We start from the raw sequence: 24,418 nt of genomic DNA, 5'->3' as shown, positions 1-24,418 counted from the left end.
GTTATGATCCGTTTCCCGGGAAATAGCCTGAAAGTTGTTTCTTAAAACGAAGTGGATACAATCGGCCGGACGTTTTATACTGAAAATATGATAGAGCGATAGAGAGGAGCGCATATGAACCCGTTATTGGCAATTTACCCGAGGGCTGTGTTGTCTGATACGTGCTGTACGGCGGAGGATGTCTTTTGCTTTTATGATGAGAAAAGGCGGCTCTATGTCACCATTCCGAAGGAGGATATTACCCCGAAGGAGAAACTGCTTCTGGAATCATTTTTGACGCCCGCTGAAGAAAAAGGCGTTTTTTTTCCGGAGACGGCGGCAGCAAAGAGGTGGCGGCGGTTTCTGCTGGAAGAGGGTTCGGTGCCTGATGTCAAGGAGCCTCGTGTCCGTTTTATCCATTATGACTTATTGAGAGAACGGGACTGGGGGGCATTTACGGAAGCGCTGCGCCATTTCTGGCCGGTTTCATATACAGTTGTCCGGACGGGAAGGGATCAAGGCGTGATTGTGGAGGAAGAAAAGCTGGAAGCGCCAGATTCGGATGACATCGCATCTTTTGTGAAGATTCTCGAAGGCGATTTTTATTTCAGTGTCCGTTTTTTCATCGGAAGGTATTACGGCGCGGGAGAACGTCTGCGCCTTCATTATCGGAGAGAACAGCAATATTGTCAGATCGGCCGGCGTCATCTCCCGCAGCTGAGCACGCTGACCGCGGAAACGGTATTTCCGGCCATGCTCATGGAAGAAAGCAGAGAAAAGCTCTCAGCCTTGCTTCACGAAGAAGCGGCGCTGCTGTTTCAGAAAGAACCGGGGCTGAAGCATACGATTCAGACTTTTATTGAACATAACTCGAACATGTCGCTCACATCGAAAAAACTGCATTTGCACCGCAACAGTCTTCAATATCGGATTGATAAATTTGCGGAACGCTCAGGTATTGATATTAAGACATATCGGGGCGCCCTGCTGGCTTATTTCATTTGTCTGCAGTATGAAAAATCACATTAAATGGGAAATGTGCACGAAGGCAGCGGACTTTTTTTATGAACATTGCCTATATCCGCCGCCGCCTGACGCTGTTACAATCCTATTTAAGAAAGCGTTTACAAAAAAGGGGAGATGACATGGCGGAACTTCGGCTGGAGCATATTTATAAGTATTATGATCAAAAAGAAGCGGCTGTCGATGATTTTAACCTTCATATTAAAGATAAAGAGTTTATCGTGTTTGTCGGTCCGTCGGGGTGCGGCAAGTCGACAACTTTGCGGATGGTTGCCGGGCTGGAGGATATTACGAAGGGTGATTTCTATATCGGTGACACGAGAGTGAATGACATCGCTCCTAAAGACAGGGATATCGCCATGGTGTTTCAAAACTATGCGTTATATCCGCACATGACGGTCTATGATAATATCGCTTTCGGTCTGAAGCTGAGGAAGATGCCGAAACCTGAGATTAAAAAACGGGTCGAAGAAGCGGCGAAAATGCTGGGGCTCACAGAGTATCTGCACCGCAAACCGAAAGCGCTCTCCGGCGGGCAGCGGCAGCGGGTTGCATTAGGACGGGCGATTGTCAGGGATGCCAAAGTGTTCTTAATGGATGAGCCGCTGTCAAATCTGGACGCAAAGCTTCGGGTGCAGATGCGGGCAGAAATTATTAAGCTGCATCAAAGGCTGCAAACAACCACAATCTATGTGACGCACGACCAAACAGAAGCACTGACGATGGCGACACGCATCGTAGTCATGAAGGACGGAAAAATTCAGCAGATCGGCACCCCGAAAGACGTGTATGAACATCCGGAAAACGTATTTGTCGGCGGGTTCATCGGCTCCCCGGCGATGAACTTTTTCAAAGGAAAGCTGACGGACGGCGCCATTCAGATCGGTTCAGCCGCTCTCAGCGTGCCGGAAGGGAAAATGAAAATGCTACGGGAAAAAGGGTATGCCGGCAAAGATGTTATCTTCGGCATCCGCCCGGAAGACATACATGACGAGCTGATTGTGGTGGAATCCTATAAGAATTCATCCATCACAGCTAAAATCAATGTCGCGGAATTGCTCGGGTCAGAAATTATGGTCTATTCCCGGATCGGGGATCAGGATTTTATCGCCCGGATTGACGCCCGCCATGACATACGTGCCGGTGAAGAATTGACCGTCGCTTTCGACATGAATAAGGCTCACTTTTTTGACAGTGAAACAGAAATCAGAATCCGCTCATAACGCAAAGCCGGACAGCTGGATGTCCGGCTTTTTGATGTAACAATTTATGACGCATAACCGATATAAAAAGTAAATAGAAGACAGAAAGCAGGAAAACGATGAAACGCATGATCATGTGCATGTGCCTTTTGGCTGCCGTGTTTACGCTTGCCGCTTGCTCGGGCCATGAGGCAAGCGCCGAACAAAGCATTCCGAAGGCAGAAGCGCACCACGATAAAAAATCTGTAAAGCGCCAAATCAAAAAAGAGCCGGATACGTCCGCCTGGGTTAAAACGAAAGGAACGGCAAGACTGCCGATTCTGATGTACCACAGCATTTCTGAGGGAAACAGCCTGCGTGTGCCGAAGGAAGAATTCCGGCAGCATATGAAGTGGCTTCATGATCACGGCTATTATACGATGACTCCTGAAGAGGCCTATCTGATGCTGACGGAGGATAAGGAGCCGCGTGAAAAATGTGTTCTGATCACATTTGATGACGGCTATACCGACAATGTGAAAGCGGCTTATCCCATTTTAAAGAAATACAAGATGAAAGCGACAATCTTTATGATCGGAAACTTTATCGGGCATAAGAATCATCTGACTGAGAAGCAGATGAAGGAGATGGCCGCCCACGGCATTTCCATTCAGAGCCATACGATGAACCATCTCGAATTGAACGGGCTCACACCGCAGCAGCAGCGACGTGAAATGAAGGACTCTAAGCGTTTATTTGATCAAATGTTCGGGCAGCGGACGTCTATGATCAGCTACCCTGTCGGACGATATAATAAGGAAACATTAAAAGCCGCCGCCGCGTCAGGCTACCGTATGGCGGTCACGACGGAGCCGGGAGCGGCGTCAAGAGATCAGGGGCTTTACGGGCTTCACCGCGTCCGTGTGTCGCCGGGCATGTCCGGCGCGGCATTCGGCTCTTATATTCAAAATGTGATGAAATAACAGAGCCTCCGCATATGCGGAGGCTTTTTTCAGTTTAATAGAATTGATGAAGCAGCAGAAGGGTGACACTCACGGTAATCGCTCCGCCGATCCTGGTCGACACTTGGGCGAACGGCATAAGCTCAAGCCGTTCAGCGGCGCTCAAGATCGCGACGTCGCCGGTGCCGCCCTGGCCGGAATGGCAGGCATTAATAATCGCCGTCTCAATCGGGTACAGATTCAGCCATTTTCCGGTCAGAAAACCGACGGCCATCATCGTGACGACAATTGATAAAATGGTAATGATGTTGCTGATCGTAAACGCCGCAATCAGCTTGTCCCACGGTGTCATTGAAACGCCGATCGCAAATAAGAGCGGATAGGTCACGGCTGTCGAGAAAAAGCGCGAGACGCCGAAGGCTCCGTTTTCAATCGAAGCCGGCGCCAGCCTGAACAGCTTAATGAGAACGGCAAGGACGAGCATCACGACAGGAGCCGGAAGCTGAAAGAAATCATGCGCCAGCATGCCGACCAAATAGAGGGAAACCGCTAAAATACCGCCCGAAGCGAAAAATGACAAATCAAACGTTTTATCATTGGTCGGCTGTTCCAATGCGGGAGCGGAATGATCAGACTTATCAACCTTCCCGTTGCCCGTCCATTCCGGTTTGCGTTTCCCGATGACATTCAGCAAACCCGATAACATAATGGCGCACAGGCTGCCGAGCATGATGGACGGCAGCACAAGCGCAAAGGCGTCTCCCTGGGACATCGGCATAATATCGGAGTAGCCGATGGATAAAGGAATCGCGCCTTCACCGACACCCCCCGCCATAATCGGAACGACAATATAAAGCAGCGTGTGCTGAAAGCCGAGCCCGAGCAGCGTCCCGACGCATAAGCCGACGATGGCGGCCGCGATCGAGCCGGCGATCAGCGGAATAAAAATCTTGACGAAAGCTTTGACGAGCGTCTCTCTTTTCATCCCGAGAATACTGCCGACGACGATACCGGCAATAAATAGATAGAGAAAGTTGGAGCTTTCCGTGAATTTTGTTGTTGAAGTAATAATGTCTTTCGGAAGCAGGTGGTAGTAGACGACAGCGGATGGAATAAAGGTTGCGAGAATCGCAGGGCCGCCGATGGACCGCACGATCGGAATGGATTTTCCGATCTGGCCGAAGGTAAATCCGAAAAAACTCATGACGGCAATTGATGTCAGAATGTCGCTTTTTACATCATGGCTCATGACAAACACCGTAATAAGCAAGAAAAGCAGGATATAGATAGGAAGAGGAATAATGCCGATTCTTATATTCATTGCTCTGGCAAACCAGTTATCAGTCCGTTCCTGTTTTTGGATTGAATCCGTTTGCAATTTTGGTTGAAGTTCTCCCATGCTTGTTCCCCCAGTCGTTATGTAGTGAAAAAATATCCCCATTTAAAGTATACTAAAAAATTTAAATTGTTCATATATTATGAATTTACTAGAGGGCATGCTTTCTTCACATTTTCTTTCTCAAAATGGCGATTTGGCGGGCTTTTTCACCGAGAAAAGCATTTTGTTCGCCACACGAATAAAAAAGAGGTACGATATCAAAGGGACAAATATCCTAGGTGCTGACATAAAATCTCTACAAATCCGACAATAATCGGTCACAATTTCAGCCTTATTTTAGGTATATTGATCTTTTTTTTTAGGCTGAATCGTTGTAAAGTAATGATATTGAATCATTTCTATGACAGCCGCTGTCCCCCGGGGTGTACAGGCTGATATTTCAATAGTTTTGACGAATTTGTGAAACATTGAGCAAATATATCATTTTTTGTGAAATACCGAGCAATGATCTCGTTATGTTTGTGAAATGTTGAGCAATTTACCAGATTGGAGGAAAAACATCATGAGTGAGTTGGTATTAGCCCGCATTCAATTTGCATCTACAACATTGTTTCACTTCTTGTTTGTGCCTTTGTCTATCGGGCTTGTGTTTATGGTTGCTTTGATGGAGACGCTTTATGTTGTCAAAAAACAAGAGACCTATCTCAAAATGGCTAAATTTTGGGGGCATCTCTTTTTAATTAACTTCGCTGTCGGCGTCGTCACAGGGATTCTTCAGGAATTCCAGTTCGGATTGAACTGGTCTGATTATTCCCGTTTTGTCGGAGACGTATTTGGAGCTCCGCTTGCGGTTGAAGCGCTTTTGGCGTTTTTTATGGAGTCTATTTTTATCGGATTATGGATTTTCGGCTGGGACCGTTTATCTAAAAAAGTGCATTTGCTTTGCATTTGGCTTGTGTCCTTCGGAACGATTATGTCATCTTTCTGGATTTTGACGGCAAACTCATTCATGCAGGAGCCGGTCGGCTTTGCGATTAAAAACGGCCGCGCGGAAATGAATGATTTCGGGGCGCTTCTGACAAACCCTCAGCTTTGGGTTGAATTCCCTCACGTCATTTTCGGGGCGCTTGCGACGGGTGCTTTCTTTATCGCCGGTGTCAGCGCATTTAAATTATTGAAGAAAAAAGAAGTGCCTTTCTTCCATAAATCTTTCAAGCTTTCGATGATTGTCGGTCTGATCGCCGGTATCGGCGTTGCGTTCAGCGGACATATGCAGGCTGAGCATTTAATGGAATCTCAGCCGATGAAAATGGCTGCCAGTGAAGCGCTTTGGGATGACAGCGGTGATCCTGCCGCGTGGACGGCTTTTGCAAATATTGATACGAATAAAGAAAAAAACACATCAGAAATTTCAATTCCTTACGCACTCAGCTACTTGGCTTACCAGAAGTTCAGCGGCAGTGTGAAAGGGATGAAAACACTTCAAAAAGAATACGAAAAAACGTATGGAAAAGGCGACTATATCCCGCCTGTTAAAACGACGTTCTGGAGTTTCCGCATTATGGCGGGAGCGGGTGCGCTTATGATTTTTGCCGCGATTGCCGGTTTTATTCTGAACCGCCGCAAAAAGCTTCATACGAGCAAGTGGTATTTACGGGGCATGATCGCACTGATCGCATTCCCATTCATTGCGAACTCTGCCGGTTGGATTATGACTGAAATCGGCCGCCAGCCGTGGACGGTCATGGGGCAATTGACGACCGCACAATCCGTTTCTCCTAACGTAACGACGGGATCTCTGCTGTTTTCAATTATCAGCTTCGGCGTCATGTACTTGATTTTAGGCGCGCTGCTTGTTTTCCTATTCGTTCGTGAAATTAAAAAAGGTGCGGACCATGATGATCATAAGGATGTTCCTGTATCAACGGATCCGTTCAGTCAGGAGGTCTACCATGGGGTCACTTCATGATCTTTGGTTTATACTCGTTTCAGTTTTGTTTGTCGGATTTTTCTTTTTAGAGGGTTTTGATTTCGGTGTCGGCATTTCGACCCGATTTCTTGGCCATAATGAATTAGAACGCAGAGTGCTGGTTAACACCATCGGCCCATTCTGGGATGCGAATGAGGTGTGGCTTATCACAGGTACGGGAGCGATCTTCGCGGCATTCCCGAACTGGTATGCGACGATGCTGAGCGGATATTACATTCCGTTTATCATCATTCTTCTTGCCTTGATGGGGCGCGGCGTGGCATTTGAATTCCGCGGCCAAGTGAATAATCTGAAATGGGTCAAAACATGGGACTGGGTGATTTTCTTCGGCAGCCTTATCCCGCCATTTGTATTCGGACTTATTTTCACAAGCTTGTTCCGCGGTGTGCCGATTGACGGACATATGAACATTCACGCAGGTTTTTCAGATATTGTGAACGTGTATTCCGTTCTCGGCGGAGCGGCCGTCACCCTTCTTTCATTCCTGCACGGTTTAATGTTTATCACCCTGCGCACGATCGGTGATTTACAAGAGCGTGCGAGAAAAATGGCAAAACGCGTAATCGGTGTTATCTTTCTTGTTGTACTTGCTTTCTTTGCGATGTCTGCATACGATACGGATATGTTTACACGCCGGGCAAACATCACGATTCCGGTATTCGTGCTGATTGTCATCTGCAACGTTCTTGCCGTTGTGTTCATGAGCAAGAAAAAAGACGGCTGGGCATTCGGTATGACCGGCGCGGGTCTTGCTTTGACAGTTGCGATGATTTTTATCTCTCTGTTCCCGCGCGTCATGGTCAGCTCGCTGAAAAGCGCGTATGACTTAACAGTAGCTAACGCGTCTTCCGGTGATTATTCACTTAAGGTCATGACAATTGTCGCACTGACTCTGCTGCCGTTTGTTATCGGCAGTCAGATCTGGAGCTATTATGTCTTCCGGAAACGCGTCAGCCATAAGGAGCCTATGACTTATTAATGGGAAAAGACCTGTTTCTTTATAAAGGAATGAAGCGGATTCTTGCGATCATTACGGGATTAACGATTATACAAACGGCCGCCATCATCTTGCAGGCGGAATGGCTGAGCCAGGCGGTAACCGGATTATTTAACGGGAAGCGGATTGCTTCTCTTTATCCGGTTATCGGCTTTTTCCTGCTTGCGTTTTTGGTCCGGCATGCGGTGACAACGGTCCGGCAGAAAATCGTGTACCAATATGCCGCGCAAACCGGCGCAGACTTAAGAAAAAGATTTCTTGAGCAATTGTTCCGTCTCGGCCCCCGCTTTGCGAAAAAAGAGGGGACAGGCCGGATGGTGACGCTGGCGATGGAAGGCATCAGCCAGTTCCGCCGTTATTTAGAGCTGTTTCTGCCGAAAATGGTCAGCATGGCGATTGTGCCGGCGGCCGTTGTTATTTACGTGTTTTTTCAGGATAAAACATCGGCATTGATTCTGATTCTTGCGCTTCCGATTTTGATTGTATTTATGATTCTGCTCGGACTTGTGGCACAGAAAAAAGCCGATCGCCAATGGAAGTCCTATCAGACGCTTTCCAATCATTTCGTGGATTCGCTCCGCGGACTGGAGACATTGCGGTTTTTAGGATTAAGCAAATCACACAGTGAAAACATCTTTCATGTCAGTGAGAGATACCGCAAGGCGACGATGAGCACGCTCCGGGTCGCGTTTTTATCATCATTCGCCCTGGATTTCTTTACGATGCTGTCGGTGGCGACAGTGGCGGTGTTTCTCGGCTTGCGGCTGATAGACGGACAAATTCTGCTCGGGCCGGCATTGACCGCGCTCATTCTCGCGCCTGAATATTTTCTCCCGGTCCGCGAAGTGGGGAATGATTACCACGCGACGTTAAACGGGCAGGAGGCGGGGAAAACCATTCAAGCGATTTTGGCGCAGCCCGGTTTTAAAGAAGAAAAGCCGCTCGAACTTGATACGTGGACTGACGGGGATGAATTACAGCTTACGCGTTTGTCCGTCCGAGAATCGATGTCTGAATTTCATCTGTCCTTTAAAGGGAAGAAGAAAATCGGGATTATCGGGGAAAGCGGTGCGGGAAAATCGACACTCATTGATGTGCTGGGCGGCTTTTTAGAGCCTGCGTCCGGTGAGATCAAGGTAAACGGTGAATCCCGCTCGCATCTGCAGTCGGACGGCTGGCAGAAGCAGCTGCTTTATATTCCGCAGCACCCGTACATTTTTGATGACACGCTTTTGAATAATATCCGGTTTTATCATCCTGATGCTTCCCGTGAGGAAACGGCGCAGGCCGCTGCTTCGGCGGGTCTTGCCGAACTGATCCGTGATCTGCCCGGCGGTCTTGACGGCCGGATCGGCGAGGGCGGACGGGCGCTCAGCGGAGGGCAGGCTCAGCGTGTCGCGCTGGCCAGAGCCTTTTTAGGAAACCGGCCGATTCTCCTTTTGGATGAGCCGACCGCTCACCTTGATATTGAAACAGAATATGAAATAAAAGAAACGATGAAAGACCTGTTTGAAAATAAGCTTGTTTTTCTGGCCACTCACCGTCTTCACTGGATGCTTGAGATGGACGAAATTATCGTGCTTGATGACGGCGCGGTGGCGGAAATCGGCACCCACGACGAATTGATGGCGAAACAAGGCGTATACGCCAAACTTGTAAAGGCGCAACTGGGGGAAAGAACATGAGAAAAGAAGAATGGATTCTGCCGTATATGAAGCAAAATGCCCGTTTGTTTGTTCTTGTGATTTTTTTAGGCGCGGTGACGATTTTTTCGGCGGCCTTTCTCATGTTCACTTCCGGTTTTTTGATCTCTAAGTCGGCGACCAGGCCTGAGAATATCCTGCTGGTGTACGTTCCGATTGTGGCCGTGCGCACCTTCGGGATTGCCCGTTCAGTCTCACGGTACGCCGAGCGTCTGACGGGGCACCATATCATTTTGAAAATCGTGTCCGACATGCGGGTGCGGCTTTACAATATGCTGGAGCCGGCCTCGCTCATGCTTTCATCCCGTTTTCGGACGGGCGACATGCTCGGCATTTTGGCTGAGGATATTGAGCATTTGCAGGATGCGTTTTTAAAAACGATTTTCCCGGCGGTTTCCGCTTTGCTGCTGTATGCGGCCTCCGTTATCGGACTCGGCTTTTTTTCCTGGCCGTTTGCCGCTTTTGCGGCGATTTACCTGTTTATATTGGTTGTATTGTTTCCGGTTGTGTCGCTTCTTGTGACGAGAGCGAAAAACATGAGGCTGAAAAGCGGCCGGAATACGCTCTACAGCCGGCTGACAGATGCCGTGCTCGGCGTGAGCGACTGGATGTTCTCGGGACGCCAAGCGGCCTTTATTTCCTCTTATGAAGAGAAAGAGAAGGCGTGGTTTGACCTTGAAAGCAAACGTCAGCGGTTTACGAGATGGCGTGATCTCGCCGCGCAATGTCTTGTCGGCGGCTTCATATTGATTATGCTGTTCTGGACGGCGGGTCAGTATGCGGACGGCAGCATCGCTAACACGATGATTGCGGCCTTTGTGCTTGTCGTATTTCCATTGACGGAGGCGTTTCTGCCCCTTTCGGATGCGCTGACGGAAGTGCCTTCTTATCAGGATTCCATCAAAAGAATGAGTAAGGCGGCTCCGGAGCTGCGAAGTGGTGAGGTGAAGCAGACGGATGAGAAACTGGATGTATCGGATGTGACACTTACATTTGATAACGTGACGTTTTCTTATGATCAGCACAGTCATGTGCTTGACCGTTTTTCCTTCACTCTCCGCCAAGGTGAAAAAATGGCGCTGCTCGGCAGGAGCGGCTCTGGTAAGTCGACCTCTCTCGCTTTAATTGAAGGCGCCTTAGTTCCCGATTCGGGCAAAGTGATGCTGAACGGGCTGGAAACTGCGGCCGTGCAGGAGCAGATTTCCTCAGCGGTGGCCGTTTTGAATCAGAAACCTCATCTCTTTAACACGAGCATTATGAACAATATCCGGCTCGGAAACGGCAAGGCGAGTGATGAAGATGTTAAGCGTGCGGCGCGGCAAGTGAAGCTGCATGATTATATTGAATCATTGCCTGACGGATATGAAACGTCTGTGCAGGAGACGGGGATTCGTTTCTCAGGCGGGGAACGGCAGCGGATCGCGCTTGCCCGTATTCTTCTCCAAGACACGCCGGTCATTATCCTTGATGAACCGACGGTCGGCCTTGATGCGGTCACTGAACGCGAATTGCTTGATACGATTTTTGATGTCTTTAAAGAGAAAACGATCCTCTGGATTACACACCATTTAGCTGGTGTGGAAACAGCTGATAAAATCGTCTTTTTAGAAAATGGAAAAGCAGAAATGGAAGGAACCCATCAAGAGCTGCTTGCAGAAAACGAACGGTACCGGAAGCTTTACCGTCTTGATGTTCCGATCAGAACATAAACAGCCGCAAACGAGCGGCTGTTTTTTTGTGCGGTTTAAAATCTCTTCTTGTTTGGAATATAAATAGGAGACAGAAGAGGAGGTACAGAGATGAATATAATGGATTGGACGGAACAGGATGTGAAAGATACGCTGCCGAAGCGGGAGGCAGACAGCCATAAAGGAACGTTCGGGACGGCGTTATTGCTGGCCGGGAGCGATGACATGCCGGGAGCCGCCCTTCTGGCCGGATTGGGCGCGATGAGAAGCGGTGTCGGCAAGCTCGTCATCGGTACATCGGCAGGCGTCATCCCGCTTATCGTCCCGGTGCTGCCGGAAGCGACGTACTGGCGTGACGGCTGGAAAAAAGCCGCGGCGGGCCAGCCCGGGGAAACCATCCGGGCCGCTGCCATCGGGCCGGGCCTTCCTCAAACAGACGAAGTGCAGCAGGCGGCTGATCAGCTGCTTTCTGCCGATTATCCCGTCATACTGGACGCGGGCGCCATTACGAAAAGAACCTATCCAAAGAGGAAAGCCCCCGTGATCTTGACGCCTCATCCCGGCGAATTTTCCAGAATGACAGGCCTTCCGATTCAAGAGATTCAGCAGAACAGAGCGGGATATGCCGCGGAATGGGCGGAGCGGCTTCACGCCACGATTGTCCTGAAAGGAAACGAAACCATTATCGCTTTTCCCGACGGGGAATGCCGCAGAAATACAACCGGAAACGGCGCGCTTGCAAAAGGGGGGACCGGCGACACGCTGACGGGAATGATTCTCGGCATGCTGTGCTGTCATCAAGACCCGAAGCATGCCGTATTGAACGCCGTCCGCCTTCACGGCGAATGTGCGGAATTATGGACGAAAGAGCGCTCCGCCCATACCTTATTGGCGCAAGAACTTTCTGAACTGCTGCCGCGTGTATGGAAGGAATATGAATAAAGAAAAGGCGTCTTCATAGGGAAGGCGCCTCTTGTTGTTTTACCCTTGATTTCATCAGGACATAATACAGCAGCGACGGAACGGCCAGGCCGATGACCCAGGCAATGTCGCCTCCGCCGAATATTTCAGCGAGCGGCCCGATGTAAAAGGATGTATTGATGAACGGGATTTCTAATATAATCGACAAAACGAAGGCGGCCGCTGTAATCCAATTGACCCTGCCATATTGTCCGTTGACGTCAAACATCGATTTGACGTGGTATTTTCCGCGTCGGATAAAATAGTAATCCACGAGGTTGATCGCCGTCCATGGAATTAAGAAATAACTGATGAAAAAGATGAAATTTAAAAACAGTTCCATGAAATTGCTTTGGCCCAGTAGACTTAATACAGTACCCGCTGCCGTCACACAAAGGATCATTACCACTCTCGTTTTCGGCGTCACCTTCAGTTTTAAAAACGGCTCCAAAGTAGTCGTCGTTGACATAAAGGCTCCGTATAAATTAAAGACGTTGATCGCCATTTGTCCGAACAGGACAATGATCAGCATAATAAAGGAAAACGGACCGAACAATCGGACAATCTCATTTCCCGCATTAGCGGTAAATTCCGGGAGCGCCGTCGTCAAAATGGCGCCGAGAAGCATCATCCAGATGGAACTGACTGACGTACCTGCGTAGCTGTACCAAAAGGTATGCGATGCCGGTGTTTTGACCGGCAGATAACGGGAATAATCTGCGACATATGGTGCATATGCCAGCTGCCATGTGGCCACCGCGCTGACCGCCACTAGAAAAACAGGCAAGTCTAATGAGCCGGGCACCCAGCTTCCTGAAGGAATCGGCAGTTGAAAAATAAGAATCGTTGCAGCAAAAAAAACGGCAAAGGAGGTCCAAGAGAGGATTTTCTGCATTTTGTGAATCAGATCATGACCGTAGATCGTGAGTAAAAAACAGATGGCGCTTAAGCCGATAATACACCATGAAGCCGGAATCGGTACAAAGCTGCTCAGTGTACCGGCTGCGAGAATCGTACTGCTCGCAAAGAAGCCCAGGTAGATAAACATGACCAAAAAGAGGGGCAGAATCGCTCCGATCACGCCGAATTGCGCGCGGCTTTGAATCATTTGCGGAATTCCGAGCTGAGGTCCTTGTGCGGAATGAGACGCCATAAAGATTGCGCCGATAAAGGTTCCGATAATAATGGCGGCGATACTCCAAAAGAGATCGAGTCCCATTGTAACAGGCAGTGTGCCTGTGACTAACGTCGTAATATGCATATTAGCCCCGAACCAGACGGGGAATAAATCTTTAGCCTTTCCGTGTCTTTCGTCATGCGGAATATGTTCAATCGTTCGCCTTTCTACTTTCAATAGATAATCTCCTCCGTATGTTCTTCTTTAACATAAAGACATAGCTTAACAGATTGACCTGCCGTTTACAAATTCCAGCATGCAGGAAAAACATTGTAAAGCCTCGCTGACAGCCGTTCAAAGGTTTTTTTGAAAAACGGTACAAACACTGCCGCCAAAACGATTTGCCAAGGTTTAAAAGGCATGGATATGCTTACGGACTAATATGTATTAAGGAGAAATGTGTCAATCTTTTGACGAATGGAGCCATTATTCGTTAAGCTGAAAGAATAGTTTACTTTGTGTAAATTTCATTAATGAAAAGGGGATTGATGATATGTGTACAAGTCTTACATTGAAAACGACAGACGGTAATCACCTATTGGCGCGAACGATGGATTTTGCATTTCAGCTCGGTACGGACGTCGTGCTTTACCCTCGTCAGTACAGCTGGAAAAGCGAAGCTGACGGCAGGATGCATAAGACGAAATACGCATTTATCGGCATGGGGAGAAATCTCGGCAATGTTCTGTTTGCCGATGGCGTAAATGAAAAAGGGCTGTCGTGTGCGACGCTGTATTTTCCGGGTTTTGCGGGATACGAGAAAGCGGAACGGGAGGGCACCTGTCACATCGCTCCTCATGAGTTTGTCACCTGGGCCTTATCAAACTGTGAATCTCTTGAAGACATAAAGGAAAAGCTCTCAATGCTGACGATTGTAGAGAAGAAGTTAATGTTATTGGATACGGTGCTGCCTCTTCATTGGATTTTATCAGACCGCACGGGCGGCTGCATTGTCATCGAGCCGACACCGGAGGGAATGAAAGTATATGACAACCAACCCGGAGTGATGACCAACAGTCCGGAATTTCCTTGGCATGTGACCAATCTGCGCCATTATATCGGAATCAGGCCGCAGCAGTCAGAAAGCAAAACATTGGGCGGAATGACATTAACCGCTTTCGGCCAAGGATCTGGAACGATCGGGCTTCCCGGTGATTACACGCCGCCATCCCGATTCATCAGAGCCGCTTATCTGAAAGAGCATTTAGAGCCTGCCGCTCATGAAACGGATGGCGTTACGGCCGCTTTTCACGTGCTGTCCAATGTGAATATTCCAAAAGGCGCGGTGATCACAGAGGAGAATGAAATTGATTATACGCAGTATACGTCGGTCATGTGCTGTGACACCGGGAACTACTACTTTCATCTGTACGACAACCGGCAGATTCACAAAGTAAGTTTATTCCATGAAGATCTTGACCGTCCGGAGCCGAAAGTATTTGCGGCCGCGGCGGAGCAGAATATACAGGAGCTGAATTAGCTCAAAAAAAACAGGACGCGATTGTCCTGTTTTTTTATTTAATACGGATCAGACGGATGGCTTTCCTGTTCAGCCTGTTTTGCGGCTTGTGCCGTATCTGTAGTGCCGATCGGCCCGCCGCTGTTGCTTTCGGAGGCTTTTTTCAGCCCTTCCGCAACACGTTTTCCGTAGTCCGGATCTGCTTTTGTGAAATTCTCAATCATTTGATCCTGAATGTCTTTCCGGCAGGAAGAAAGCGTATTGACCAAGTTTGTGATCAATTCGTTCCGTTCAAATTCCGAAAATCTGCGGTATGTTTCTCCGGCCTGGCCGAAGTTATTCGACCGGTCGATCGCTTCCCGCTTCACATCGCCTTCGACATGAGGTGTATGGTCTTTCCCATCCTGCTTTGCTTCGTTGAGTCCTCCCATAATGGACGGCTCATAGTTGACGTGCGGGTTTTGTCCTTCTGCCCGATCGACCCGATACTGCATTTGCCCGCCTTCCTGGTTGGTGGCGACATGCTTTTTCGGCGAGTTGATCGGAAGCTGCAGGTAATTTGCGCCGACCCGGTACCGCTGGGTATCTGAATAGGCGAATGTCCGCCCCTGAAGTAATTTGTCATCTGAAAAATCAAGGCCGTCCACAAGCACGCCCGTTCCGAATGAGGCCTGTTCCACCTCGGCATGGTAGTTTTCCGGGTTTTTATTCAGAACCAATTTACCGATCGGCTTCCAAGGGAAATCGTCTTTATACCACAGCTTGGTCGGATCAAGCGGATCAAAATCCAGCTCGGGGTGTTCATCATCAGTCATGATTTGCGCATACACTTCCCATTCAGGGTAATCGCCTTTTTCAATCGCTTCATACAAATCCTGTGTCGCATGGTTAAAGTTTTTCCCCTGAATCTCTTCCGCTTCCTTCTGTGTCAGGTTGCGGATGCCCTGTTTCGGTTCAAAGTGATATTTGACGAGCACGGCTTTACCTTCTTCATTGACCCATTTGTAGGCATGGACGCCTGAGCCCTGCATCTGCCGGTAGTTGGCCGGGATGCCCCACGGCGAAAACAAGAAAGTGATCATATGAGTCGCTTCCGGTGATTGGGAAATGAAGTCGAAAATACGCTCGCCGTCCTGAATGTTCGTAACGGGATCAGGCTGAAATGCGTGCACAAGATCCGGGAACTTCAGCGGATCACGGATAAAAAAGATTTTCAGGTTGTTGCCGACCAGATCCCAGTTGCCGTCTTCGGTATAAAGCTTAACGGCAAAACCCCGGGGATCACGCAATGTTTCCGGGGAATGCTTTCCGTGGTTGACGGTAGAAAACCGCACAAACGCCGGAGTTTTCATTCCTTTCTTTTGAAACACTTTCGCTCTTGTGTATGTAGAAATCTCCTCGTCTCCAAAACTTCCGTACGCCTCAAAGTATCCGTGTGCCCCGGCGCCGCGCGCGTGAACGACGCGCTCGGGAATCCGTTCGCGGTCAAAGTGGCTGATTTTCTCCAAAAAATCATAATTCTCCAATGTCGTCGGTCCTCTATTGCCGACTGTCCTGACATTCTGGTTGTCAGTGACCGGATGGCCCTGCCGGTTTGTCAGCGTGTCTTCTGACTCGCCTTTACCGGTCGTCTTACTGGAAAGCGTTTCTTCGCTGTTTTTGTTATTTTCCATTGTTGAACCCTCCTTTTTGAACGGTAACAATATGCCCAGCAGAGCCGTTTCTTAAAACCGATTTTTAAAAGAAGCAGTTATTCCGCAATCGGCGTCAAGGACCCGCCGTTCCATATTTCGCCCTTGTTCAGCGTCCAGCTGTTTTGATAAAGGCTTTGCGCGCCTTGATTGGCCGCCGGACTTAATTGTTCATCCCATGTCAAAAAGTACGTGGTCTCGGGATACTTTTGCCTGATCGCATTGATAAAAGCAGCATAATCAAAGCTTTCGATATTGCCGGACGGACCGGTTTCGGCAAAGGCAAACGGTTTTTTCAGAGACAGCATTTCATCATAGCCTGATATCGCATACGGATCAGTGAAGTAAGCGTCCAGACCGGTAATATCCACATAAGATGAGCCTGGGTAGAAGTCTGTTTTAAAGTCTCTGTTGGCATCCGGCGAATACACCCACAAAAGGTTATCCAATCCTCTTGTCTCTGTCATATAGCGGTATATCTTCTTGTAAAGCTCTTTGTACAGCGAGATTCTTTCCGTGTCTTTTTGGTTGTAGCCTGTCAGCCCCCACCAGAACCACTCGCCGTTCATTTCATGCAGCGGTCTGAACAGAACGGTGACGCCTTGATTTTTCAGCTGAGTAAGGCCGTCGGCGATTTTGCTGAGCAGCGCCTCAAGGCGTTTTCCTTCAACAGTTGAAGGGTCCAGGATGTTTTTGTACTGGCTGTTTGAGATGGCCGTTTTATAGTTTCCGGATGGAAAAGCCGGATTTGCGAGATGCAGGCTGACCTGAGGGAGGCCGCCGCTTTTCCAGTATGAGATTAAGCTGCTGTTGCAGCTGTAATCGATAGTATCGGTGATATCCGCTGTTTCAAGCCATCCTCTCCCATAGTCACAGCCGTAGATGGCGGGAGACTGTCCCGTCGCGTTTTTCAAGCGGTTTTCCTCTGTCATTGAAAAAGTGACATCGCTGTACCCGCCGAACGCCCCGGACATGACCCTGTTTTCTGAACGGTTGGGCAGGTGCGCCAGCCAGTTCATGATATCTTTTGTCGTCTGCTGGGCATTTGGGTTGACGGGATAAACGGTGTGAGCCGATATCGGACTGGCGGCTCCTGAGAGTAATAAAACGATAGACAGGCAGACGGCTAACTTTTTGAGCATATAAAAGACCTCCTGATTTTTAGGGTGATGAAGGATGTGAAACGATAACCTCACAATCTCCTTCTATAACAAAATCTCCGGAATCCGCCGGCACGATAAAGTGATCGCCTTTGTGAACGGGGCATCCATCCAGTTCTCCGCGTCCTTTAATGACGCTTGCGAGTAAATACCGGCCGGGGGCGGGGAATGATGCTTTCCCGCTCACATTCCATTGATAAACTGAAAAGAACGGTGTCTCTGCGAGTATTGTAATGAGAGCATCTCCGATCCGATGCTTTGTGCTTTTTACTTTTTCATCGGTATGAGGAATCTCTGTTACGTCAATTGCTTTCTGAAGATGAAGCTCGCGTTTATTCCCGTTCCCATCCGTCCGGTCATAGTCGTAAAGCCGGTAGGTGGCATCAGAGCTTTGCTGGATTTCAAGAACGAGCGTACCTTCACATAAAGCGTGCAGTGTGCCGCTCGGGACATAGAAAAAGTCGCCGGGTTTAATGGGGATGCGGCGGAGCAGGTGATCCCACTTGTTTCGTTCAATGAGCCGAACGAAGTCTTCTCTCGTTTGGGCGCGATGCCCTAAAATGAGCTCCGCGTCTTTTTTGCAGTCCAACACGTACCAGCATTCCGTTTTTCCGAGTTCGCCGTTTTCATGCCGATGTGCATATGCGTCATCCGGATGCACCTGTACGGATAAGTCCATATTTGCGTCAAGAATTTTTGTGAGCAGGGGAAAAGCGTCTTCTTTCGGATGTCCGAACAGTTCAGGGTGTTCATTCCAGAGACGGTGTAATGATGATCCGGAAAAAGGCCCGTTCCGCACGATGGATGTGCCGTGCGGATGAGCTGAAATCGCCCAGCACTCGCCCGTCCGCTCAGAAGGAGTCTCATACCCGAATGTATCGCGCAGCTTCGTCCCGCCCCATAATCTTTCTTTAAAAACCGGTTCCAAAAATAAGAGCTTCGTCATTTTCCCGCCTCCCGGTTTGCCGCTTCTAAGGCCTGCTTCGCCAATACGAGCGAACCGGCCGCACCGGAGTGAATCCCTAATTGAGGGGGAACGATGTATTTTTCAATATCGGGCAGATCAATATATTGATTCAGCCGCTTTTTCACGTGCTGACGGATAGAAGAGAACAGCTGCCGCTGCTTCATGACGCCCCCGCCGAGAATGATCTTTTCCGGCGAAAGTATGAGAATATACTGCACAAGCGCTTCGGCAATATAATAGGCCTCAAGCTCCCACACTTCCTGCTGATCCGTGAGCAGAACTGCTTTTTTCCCCCAGCGTTTCTCAATGGCGGGGCCTGCCGCGAGGCCTTCCAGACAATCTGTATGGTATGGGCAATTGCCCTTGTAGCCGTCGTCCGGATGTCTTCTGACATAAATGTGGCCCATTTCAGGATGAGACAGCCCTTGAACAAATCTGCCGTTCATGATGGCGCCCGCGCCGATGCCTGTGCCGACCGTCAAATAGAGGCAGCTGTCCGCGTTTTTGGCCGCGCCGAAAGAAGCTTCTCCAAGCGCCGCCGCATTAACGTCGGTGGTGAAGCCTGCGGGAATATCCAGAGCGCTTTTGATCGTTTGAAGAATAGGGCAGTTCCGCCAGGCTGTCTTCGGCGTCGCGGTGATGCACCCGTATGTTTGACTGTCGGGACGGATATCAATCGGCCCGAATGACCCGATGCCGATGGCGTCTATCGGGAAATCTTTAAAGTAACGGATCACCTGTCTGAGTGTGTCATCCGGTTCTCCCGTCGGAAACTCTGCTCTGTCCAGAATGGTGCCGTCTCTTTGTCCGGCGGCACAGACAAATTTCGTGCCGCCGGCTTCAATACCTCCAAGCATGGCCGTCCCTCCTCATCTGTTAAAATCCGTTTTGATCGGAAACGGATTTGAACCAGCGGCCGCTTTTTTTGACAGTCCGTTCGCCCCCGTTTTCCAGATTGACAGATACAAAGCCGTAGCGGTTTTTATAAGCGTTTGTCCAAGACCAGTTGTCCATGAAAGTCCACAGGTGATAGCCTTTTACATTTGAACCTTCTCCGATGGCCCGATGCACCCATTTCAGATGTTCCTGGATAAATTCAATCCTGTAATCATCCTGAATGATGCCGTTTTCATCGCGGAAGCGTTCCTCGCCTTCTACTCCCATGCCGTTCTCAGAAATAAAACACTCGATATTTCCGTAATGTTCTCTGAGATTGGTGAGAATGTCATAGATTCCTTTTTCGTAAATTTCCCACCCGCGGTGAGGGTTCATTTTCCGGCCGGGCATGACATACGGATCGAAGAAACGCTCAGGCAGGAAAGGGGCATGCGGATTCGGAACATGTTCTTTTGCCTTGACGCGCCTCGGCTGATAGTAGTTCACGCCTAACAGGTCGACCGTATGCTCCTGAATGAGGCGGAGATCTTCTTTCTCATAATGCGGCAGAAAGCCTTCCGCCTTGAGAATCTCGACAAGCTCCTCAGGAAATTCGCCCTTTACGGCGGGATCTAAAAATGAGCGGTTGAAAAAGGCGTCGGCAATCCGGGACGCTTTGACATCTTCAGGATGTGAGCTTCTCGGATAAGAAGGCGTCAGATTCAGAATGATTCCGATTTGTCCGTCCTGTTTCAATTCTCTGTAGGCTTTGACAGCCCTTGCATTCGACAGCAGGGTATGGAAGCCGGCCTGCACCGCTTCTTGAAAATTAACATGATTCGGGTAGTGAAAGTCGTATAAGTAGCCGCCTTCAATCGGCACAATCGGCTCGTTGTGAGTGAACCATTTTTTCACTTTGTCACCGAATAGCGAAAAGCAGGTTTTGGCGTAATGTTCAAACGCGTCAACGGTGTCCCGGCTGACCCAGCCTCCCTTACGCTGAAGGGCAAGCGGCATGTCAAAGTGAAACAAATTGACAAACGGCTCAATATGATGGGCAAGCATTTCATCGATGACGTCCTGATAAAACGCGACCGCTTTCTGATTGACCTCGCCAGTTCCGTCCGGAATCAATCTTGACCAGGAAATAGACAGCCGGAAGGAGTTGTGGCCGATTTCTTTCATCAGCCGGATATCCTCCTTGTATTGATCGTAAAAACGTGACGTGTCGCCGGGACCGACGCCGTTAAAAAAACGGCTCGGCTCTTTTTCATACCAGTAATCCCATATGTTTTGGCTTTTTCCGTCTCTGTCGGCGGCGCCTTCTGTTTGGGTGGCGGAGGCGGAAGACCCCCACCAGAATCCTTCCGGAAAACGATATTGAATATTTGATTCAGTCAATTGATTTCTCTCCCTTACTGCGATTTTGATTACATACTCATGCTGTCATCCCGGGCATGCTGCTCGGTCTCAGCTTCTTTTTCCTTTGCCATGTTTAATTTGTCCAGCGCTTTAAGAAACGGGAACCAGATGACAAACACAATACAGAGGTTGACCAGCTGCATGATGCCGCCCATGACGGAATTGGTCGCCATAATCCCGTTAATGAATAGGGGGACGGTCCAAGGCACGGTCACGCCGGTAGGAGGGGGCACGATCCCCGCCGACATGGCCAGGTAGGTAACAAGTGTGACAACCATCGGCGCGATCACCCACGGAATGATAATGATCGGGTTCATCACGATCGGCAAACCGAAAATAACCGGCTCATTGACGTTGAAAATGCCCGGCGCGAGACCGAGTTTGGATATCTGTTTCATCTGTTTGCTTTTCATAAAAAGCAAGATGGCGATCACTATGGCCAATGTCATTCCGGTTCCGCCCATTCCGACGGTGTAAATCTCCATAAACGGCTTAGAAATAATATGGGGAATCTCTTTTCCCGCTGTATAAGCTGCCAAATTTTCGACCTGTAATGTATTCCAGATCGGGTCCATCACGGAGTTGATAATGATTTGTCCGTGAAGTCCGAAAAACCATAAAATCTGAATAAAGAAAACAGCGATTAATGTAGGAATGATGCCGCTTCCAAGTCCGACAAGCGGGGCTTGAACCGTATGATAAATGACATCATGCAGATTGGTGTGAAAGATCTGGGTGACAGCCGCATTGATCAAGAGGAAGACGGTAAGTGTGATAAAAGCCGGAATCAATGCGGCGAACGATTTAGCAACAGCCGGAGGAACACCGGCAGGCATCTTAATCGTTAAGTTTCTCTGGACGATTCTTCTGTAGATTTCACCTGACAAAAACGCGGTAATCATGCCGAGAAACATCCCTTTTGCTCCAAGCCGGTCAACCGGAATGACGCCTGCGATCGCTTTGCCCGTTTCCGGCTCTAAGACGAACGGGGTGAGCAGCAGAAAAGAAACCAATGCGATCGCTCCGCCGAATACGGCCTCCACTTCGTAGCTTTTGGAAAGGTAATAGCCGATCCCGAAGACGACAAAAATGGACATAATCCCCATCGTCGCCGTCGAAGCGCCGCCAAATCCGGATTGAAAGACAGACAGTGCGGAGCTGCTCATGATTTTGTTTAAAAACGGCAGGTTCGTCAGCACGACGAACACCGAACCGAAAATGGTCAGCGGAAACGCCAGCATAAAAGCATCCCGTAAGACTTGCAAGTAGCGGTTATTGTTTAATTTGCCCGCGATCGGAATAAGGAATTGGCTGATTTTCTCAAACACGTCTTCACCCCCGGCTTTCTATAAATTTTTTGATTGAAATAAGTCGAGCATTTCTTTAACGAGCTCTTTCATTGAAAGCGCTGACATTAAGTGGTCTTCAGCATGCATAAAAAGCAGAGAGACATCCGTCTTGGCGCCGCCGGCTTCTTTTTGAATCATCTGAAAATGGATGTCATGCGCTTTCCCCAGTTCTTCTTCAGCCTTTGTCAGAAAGGTGCCTGACTCATCTGGCCGGCCGTCTTTATATGCGCGTATCGATTGAATAATATTGCTGCGGGCATTGCCGCTGTGAAGAATCAGCTGAAAACTGATCTGTTCATCCGTGTACGTTTCCATGCTTATCGCCTCCTTTATTTGTTCTCTATCAAGGCAACGGCCTGTTCGTAAGCTTTTTTGCCGTCCCCCATGCCGTATGCCATCATATCAATCACATCAACGGTGATGTGAAGCGGGTCCGCCTCTTTCTGAAGCTCACCTTTTAAAAAACTCATCTGCGGGCCGATCAGTACGACGTCTGCATCTTTCATCGCTTCTTTTGCTTTATCCTGTCCGACTGCCCAAATCTCGGCTTCCTCACCGATGGAGCGGGCGTAATTCTGCATTTTCGTGACAAGAAGGCTGGTGGACATGCCTGAGCTGCAGGCTAATAAAATTCTTTTCATGAGGAATCCCTTCTTTCATAAAGTTAAAACGTTTTCATGAATATTATAATCTTTTCAAATTAAATGTCTATACTTTTAAAATATAAAAGTTTTACTTTTCGGATTTTTGACACAAAAAAACCTTTTAAGATTCAACTTAAAAGGTTTTTCATCTCAAGCGAGCCATAACAGCCATAAATAGAGTCCGATCAGGGTGATAAATAACGTCGGAATGGTTAATATCAGACCTGTCTTGAAATACATTCCCCAGGAAATTTTCACGTTTTTCCGGCTCAGCACGTGGAGCCATAACAATGTCGCCAGCGATCCGATCGGCGTAATTTTCGGCCCGAGGTCCGAACCGATAACATTCGCGTAAATCAATGCTTCTCTCATCAGCCCGTGAGTGCCCGTTCCGCTGATGGCTATGGCGTCAATCATCACCGTCGGCAGGTTATTCATAACGGAGGAGAGGATCGCAGCGATAAACCCCATTCCGAGTGTGCCCGCAAACAAACCGTGATCCGCCGCTTTCTGAATAAGCTGAGAAAGAAGATCCGTCAGTCCGGCATTCCGCAAGCTGTACACGACAACATACATGCCGACAGAAAAAAACACGATGGCCCACGGGGCGTCCTTGATGACTTGTTTCGCAGGGACGGCGGGGCTTCGCTGCGCCAGAATGAGAAAAATGACCGCGATGGAGCCGGCAACGAAGGAAACGGGTATCGACAGCAGTTCGCTGACGAAATATCCGATCAATAAAACGGCCAGCACAGCCCACGATAACCGGAAAAGGCGTTCATCCTTAATCGCGGATGCCGGATGTTTCACAAGACCGGTGTCATACCGTTTCGGAATGTTTTTTCTGAAATAGAGATACAGCACCAAAATGCTTGCCGCCAGAGAAAAAAGGTTGGGCACCAGCATGCGTGATGCATATTCAATGTACCCGATATGAAAGTAATCGGCGGATACAATATTGACCAAATTGCTTACAACGAGCGGAAGCGAGGTGGTGTCGGCGATGAATCCTCCGGCGATAATAAACGGAAAAACCAGCTTTTCAGGTAAATTCAAAGCCCGCACCATCGCCAGTACGATCGGCGTCAAAATGAGCGCCGCTCCGTCATTGGCAAACAGGGCGGAGACAACAGCCCCTAAGACCGACACATAGAGAAACATCCGCAGCCCGCTGCCTTTGGCCGCCATGGCCATATGCAGCGCGGCCCACTCAAAAAAACCGATACTGTCAAGAATCAATGAAATGATAATAATGGCGATAAAGGCAAGTGTCGCATTCCAGACGATTCCCGTCACTTCCGCGATATCGTGCAGGCTGACTGCTCCGGCGATCAAAGCGAGGACCGCTCCGCCGCAGGCAGACCAGCCGATTGATACATGTTTCGGCTGCCATATGACAAACACAAGTGTCAGCACAAAAATCAGCGCTGATAAAACCGCAACTCCCAAGAATATATCCCCCTTACCGGCATGTAACAGTGACTTCTTTTTGCCGCAATGTCTGTAAAACTTCGTCCTTTTCATCTATCTGCTGCAGAATCGAGCAAACCAGCGCGTATTCCGGACCGGACGGATGAATGGCATAGTACCGCCACTGGCCCTCGCGTCTTTCCCGCACAAGGCCGGCGTTCTTTAATTTCCGCAAGTGCTGGCTGATGCCGGGTTGACTTATATCAAAAATAGCCGTCAGCTCGCAGACACAATATTCCTTATCCTCCAGAAGCTTCAGCATCAAAAGCCTCGTCCGGTCGCTTAGAAGCTTGAGGCACTGGCTGATCCCTTCGGAACTTAAAGCATGATGCCGCCGTTCCATGCGCTCACTCCTTTTTCACACTATTATATAAGCAGATG

The 24,418-nt window shown here is 49.0% G+C and carries 21 protein-coding genes; 9 read left to right on the top strand and 12 right to left on the bottom strand.

The genetic code is table 11. The annotated features are described in order from the left end of the window. Window positions 1–114 precede the first annotated feature (114 nt). The 3 genes from SB847_RS15115 to SB847_RS15105 all read left to right on the top strand — a co-directional run bounded on the left by SB847_RS15115 (window position 115) and on the right by SB847_RS15105 (window position 3,166). Window positions 115–1,008 carry a PucR family transcriptional regulator gene (locus SB847_RS15115; RefSeq protein ID WP_410578004.1) on the top strand — a complete coding sequence of 298 codons (894 nt, stop codon included), beginning with the start codon at window positions 115–117 and terminating at the stop codon, window positions 1,006–1,008. Between the two features lie 116 nt (window positions 1,009–1,124). Beyond that, complete coding sequence (locus SB847_RS15110) at window positions 1,125–2,225, top strand: ABC transporter ATP-binding protein (RefSeq protein WP_029325758.1); 1,101 nt, start codon at window positions 1,125–1,127, stop codon at window positions 2,223–2,225. A 98-nt stretch (window positions 2,226–2,323) separates the two neighbouring features. Further along, window positions 2,324–3,166: a polysaccharide deacetylase family protein gene (locus tag SB847_RS15105; protein ID WP_061861669.1), complete on the top strand. Its 843-nt coding sequence runs from the start codon at window positions 2,324–2,326 to the stop codon at window positions 3,164–3,166. A gap of 34 nt (window positions 3,167–3,200) precedes the next feature. Here SB847_RS15105 and cimH read toward each other — a convergent pair whose 3' ends face one another. Beyond that, window positions 3,201–4,544 carry a citrate/malate transporter CimH gene (gene cimH / locus SB847_RS15100; protein WP_410578002.1) on the bottom strand — a complete coding sequence of 448 codons (1,344 nt, stop codon included), beginning with the start codon at window positions 4,542–4,544 and terminating at the stop codon, window positions 3,201–3,203. A gap of 502 nt (window positions 4,545–5,046) precedes the next feature. On the opposite strand from cimH, the gene SB847_RS15095 reads away from it, so the two are divergent. From SB847_RS15095 to SB847_RS15075, 5 genes are all read left to right on the top strand, one after another. Further along, entirely contained in the window at window positions 5,047–6,453 is a 1,407-nt protein-coding gene (locus SB847_RS15095; protein ID WP_007614697.1) for a cytochrome ubiquinol oxidase subunit I, read from the top strand. Beyond that, entirely contained in the window at window positions 6,437–7,453 is a 1,017-nt protein-coding gene (gene cydB / locus SB847_RS15090; protein ID WP_014722010.1) for a cytochrome d ubiquinol oxidase subunit II, read from the top strand. The genes SB847_RS15095 and cydB overlap by 17 nt, the downstream gene beginning before the upstream one ends. After that, window positions 7,453–9,156: a thiol reductant ABC exporter subunit CydD gene (cydD, locus tag SB847_RS15085; protein ID WP_326150799.1), complete on the top strand. Its 1,704-nt coding sequence runs from the start codon at window positions 7,453–7,455 to the stop codon at window positions 9,154–9,156. Before cydB ends, cydD begins: the two co-directional genes overlap by 1 nt. Then, on the top strand, window positions 9,153–10,883 hold the full coding sequence (cydC, locus tag SB847_RS15080) for a thiol reductant ABC exporter subunit CydC (RefSeq protein ID WP_410578000.1): 1,731 nt from the start codon (window positions 9,153–9,155) through the stop codon (window positions 10,881–10,883). The genes cydD and cydC overlap by 4 nt, the downstream gene beginning before the upstream one ends. Before the next feature lie 90 nt (window positions 10,884–10,973). Beyond that, entirely contained in the window at window positions 10,974–11,804 is an 831-nt protein-coding gene (locus SB847_RS15075) for an NAD(P)H-hydrate dehydratase (protein WP_410577998.1), read from the top strand. A gap of 13 nt (window positions 11,805–11,817) precedes the next feature. On the opposite strand, the gene SB847_RS15070 is transcribed toward SB847_RS15075, so the two are convergent. Continuing rightward, a complete protein-coding gene (locus SB847_RS15070) occupies window positions 11,818–13,176 on the bottom strand; it encodes a purine-cytosine permease family protein (RefSeq protein ID WP_015240847.1) in 1,359 nt (452 codons plus the stop codon). Between the two features lie 316 nt (window positions 13,177–13,492). Here SB847_RS15070 and SB847_RS15065 point away from each other — a divergent pair, with 316 nt between their 5' ends. After that, entirely contained in the window at window positions 13,493–14,479 is a 987-nt protein-coding gene (locus SB847_RS15065) for a choloylglycine hydrolase family protein (RefSeq protein ID WP_007614685.1), read from the top strand. A gap of 38 nt (window positions 14,480–14,517) precedes the next feature. Here the strand turns inward: SB847_RS15065 and katX are convergent, their stop codons facing one another. The 10 genes from katX to SB847_RS15015 all read right to left on the bottom strand — a co-directional run bounded on the left by katX (window position 14,518) and on the right by SB847_RS15015 (window position 24,380). Further along, a complete protein-coding gene (katX, locus tag SB847_RS15060; protein ID WP_038460354.1) occupies window positions 14,518–16,131 on the bottom strand; it encodes a catalase KatX in 1,614 nt (537 codons plus the stop codon). A 77-nt stretch (window positions 16,132–16,208) separates the two neighbouring features. Further along, window positions 16,209–17,291 carry a glycosyl hydrolase gene (locus SB847_RS15055; RefSeq protein WP_410577996.1) on the bottom strand — a complete coding sequence of 361 codons (1,083 nt, stop codon included), beginning with the start codon at window positions 17,289–17,291 and terminating at the stop codon, window positions 16,209–16,211. A gap of 19 nt (window positions 17,292–17,310) precedes the next feature. Beyond that, a complete protein-coding gene (gene manA, locus SB847_RS15050; protein WP_410577994.1) occupies window positions 17,311–18,255 on the bottom strand; it encodes a mannose-6-phosphate isomerase, class I in 945 nt (314 codons plus the stop codon). Beyond that, on the bottom strand, window positions 18,252–19,133 hold the full coding sequence (locus SB847_RS15045; protein ID WP_410577992.1) for an ROK family protein: 882 nt from the start codon (window positions 19,131–19,133) through the stop codon (window positions 18,252–18,254). The genes manA and SB847_RS15045 overlap by 4 nt, the downstream gene beginning before the upstream one ends. Before the next feature lie 19 nt (window positions 19,134–19,152). After that, entirely contained in the window at window positions 19,153–20,553 is a 1,401-nt protein-coding gene (locus SB847_RS15040; RefSeq protein ID WP_410577990.1) for a glycoside hydrolase family 1 protein, read from the bottom strand. A gap of 29 nt (window positions 20,554–20,582) precedes the next feature. Further along, window positions 20,583–21,902, bottom strand: a complete 1,320-nt coding sequence (gene celB, locus SB847_RS15035; RefSeq protein ID WP_410577989.1) for a PTS cellobiose transporter subunit IIC — start codon at window positions 21,900–21,902, stop codon at window positions 20,583–20,585. An 18-nt stretch (window positions 21,903–21,920) separates the two neighbouring features. After that, the gene (locus SB847_RS15030) at window positions 21,921–22,238 is read right to left on the bottom strand and encodes a PTS lactose/cellobiose transporter subunit IIA (protein WP_044802409.1); all 318 of its coding nucleotides are present in this window, start codon (window positions 22,236–22,238) and stop codon (window positions 21,921–21,923) included. A gap of 14 nt (window positions 22,239–22,252) precedes the next feature. After that, window positions 22,253–22,564: a PTS sugar transporter subunit IIB gene (locus SB847_RS15025; protein ID WP_007614670.1), complete on the bottom strand. Its 312-nt coding sequence runs from the start codon at window positions 22,562–22,564 to the stop codon at window positions 22,253–22,255. Window positions 22,565–22,717: 153 nt separating this feature from the next. Further along, window positions 22,718–24,016: an arsenical efflux pump membrane protein ArsB gene (locus SB847_RS15020; protein ID WP_032875696.1), complete on the bottom strand. Its 1,299-nt coding sequence runs from the start codon at window positions 24,014–24,016 to the stop codon at window positions 22,718–22,720. Window positions 24,017–24,029: 13 nt separating this feature from the next. Continuing rightward, on the bottom strand, window positions 24,030–24,380 hold the full coding sequence (locus SB847_RS15015; RefSeq protein WP_410577987.1) for an ArsR/SmtB family transcription factor: 351 nt from the start codon (window positions 24,378–24,380) through the stop codon (window positions 24,030–24,032). Between the last annotated feature and the right edge of the window lie 38 nt (window positions 24,381–24,418).

Source organism: Bacillus sp. SIMBA_026, from assembly GCF_046535335.1.
Lineage (GTDB): Bacteria > Bacillota > Bacilli > Bacillales > Bacillaceae > Bacillus > Bacillus velezensis.
The sequence above is the reverse complement of the archived record's forward strand: the minus strand, read 5'-3'. Positions and strand labels throughout refer to the sequence as shown.

What these genes read in the sequence shown, in the direction of transcription:
- SB847_RS15065 (WP_007614685.1), top strand. Translation starts at nt 13,493, where the DNA reads ATGTGTACAAGTCTTACATTGAAAACGACAGACGGTAATCACCTATTG.
- SB847_RS15055 (WP_410577996.1), bottom strand. Translation starts at nt 17,291, where the DNA reads ATGCTCAAAAAGTTAGCCGTCTGCCTGTCTATCGTTTTATTACTCTCA.
- SB847_RS15095 (WP_007614697.1), top strand. Translation starts at nt 5,047, where the DNA reads ATGAGTGAGTTGGTATTAGCCCGCATTCAATTTGCATCTACAACATTG.
- cydC (WP_410578000.1), top strand. Translation starts at nt 9,153, where the DNA reads ATGAGAAAAGAAGAATGGATTCTGCCGTATATGAAGCAAAATGCCCGT.
- SB847_RS15110 (WP_029325758.1), top strand. Translation starts at nt 1,125, where the DNA reads ATGGCGGAACTTCGGCTGGAGCATATTTATAAGTATTATGATCAAAAA.
- SB847_RS15015 (WP_410577987.1), bottom strand. Translation starts at nt 24,380, where the DNA reads ATGGAACGGCGGCATCATGCTTTAAGTTCCGAAGGGATCAGCCAGTGC.
- cimH (WP_410578002.1), bottom strand. Translation starts at nt 4,544, where the DNA reads ATGGGAGAACTTCAACCAAAATTGCAAACGGATTCAATCCAAAAACAG.
- SB847_RS15045 (WP_410577992.1), bottom strand. Translation starts at nt 19,133, where the DNA reads ATGCTTGGAGGTATTGAAGCCGGCGGCACGAAATTTGTCTGTGCCGCC.
- SB847_RS15030 (WP_044802409.1), bottom strand. Translation starts at nt 22,238, where the DNA reads ATGGAAACGTACACGGATGAACAGATCAGTTTTCAGCTGATTCTTCAC.
- cydB (WP_014722010.1), top strand. Translation starts at nt 6,437, where the DNA reads ATGGGGTCACTTCATGATCTTTGGTTTATACTCGTTTCAGTTTTGTTT.
- manA (WP_410577994.1), bottom strand. Translation starts at nt 18,255, where the DNA reads ATGACGAAGCTCTTATTTTTGGAACCGGTTTTTAAAGAAAGATTATGG.
- SB847_RS15075 (WP_410577998.1), top strand. Translation starts at nt 10,974, where the DNA reads ATGAATATAATGGATTGGACGGAACAGGATGTGAAAGATACGCTGCCG.
- SB847_RS15115 (WP_410578004.1), top strand. Translation starts at nt 115, where the DNA reads ATGAACCCGTTATTGGCAATTTACCCGAGGGCTGTGTTGTCTGATACG.
- SB847_RS15105 (WP_061861669.1), top strand. Translation starts at nt 2,324, where the DNA reads ATGAAACGCATGATCATGTGCATGTGCCTTTTGGCTGCCGTGTTTACG.
- SB847_RS15025 (WP_007614670.1), bottom strand. Translation starts at nt 22,564, where the DNA reads ATGAAAAGAATTTTATTAGCCTGCAGCTCAGGCATGTCCACCAGCCTT.
- cydD (WP_326150799.1), top strand. Translation starts at nt 7,453, where the DNA reads ATGGGAAAAGACCTGTTTCTTTATAAAGGAATGAAGCGGATTCTTGCG.
- katX (WP_038460354.1), bottom strand. Translation starts at nt 16,131, where the DNA reads ATGGAAAATAACAAAAACAGCGAAGAAACGCTTTCCAGTAAGACGACC.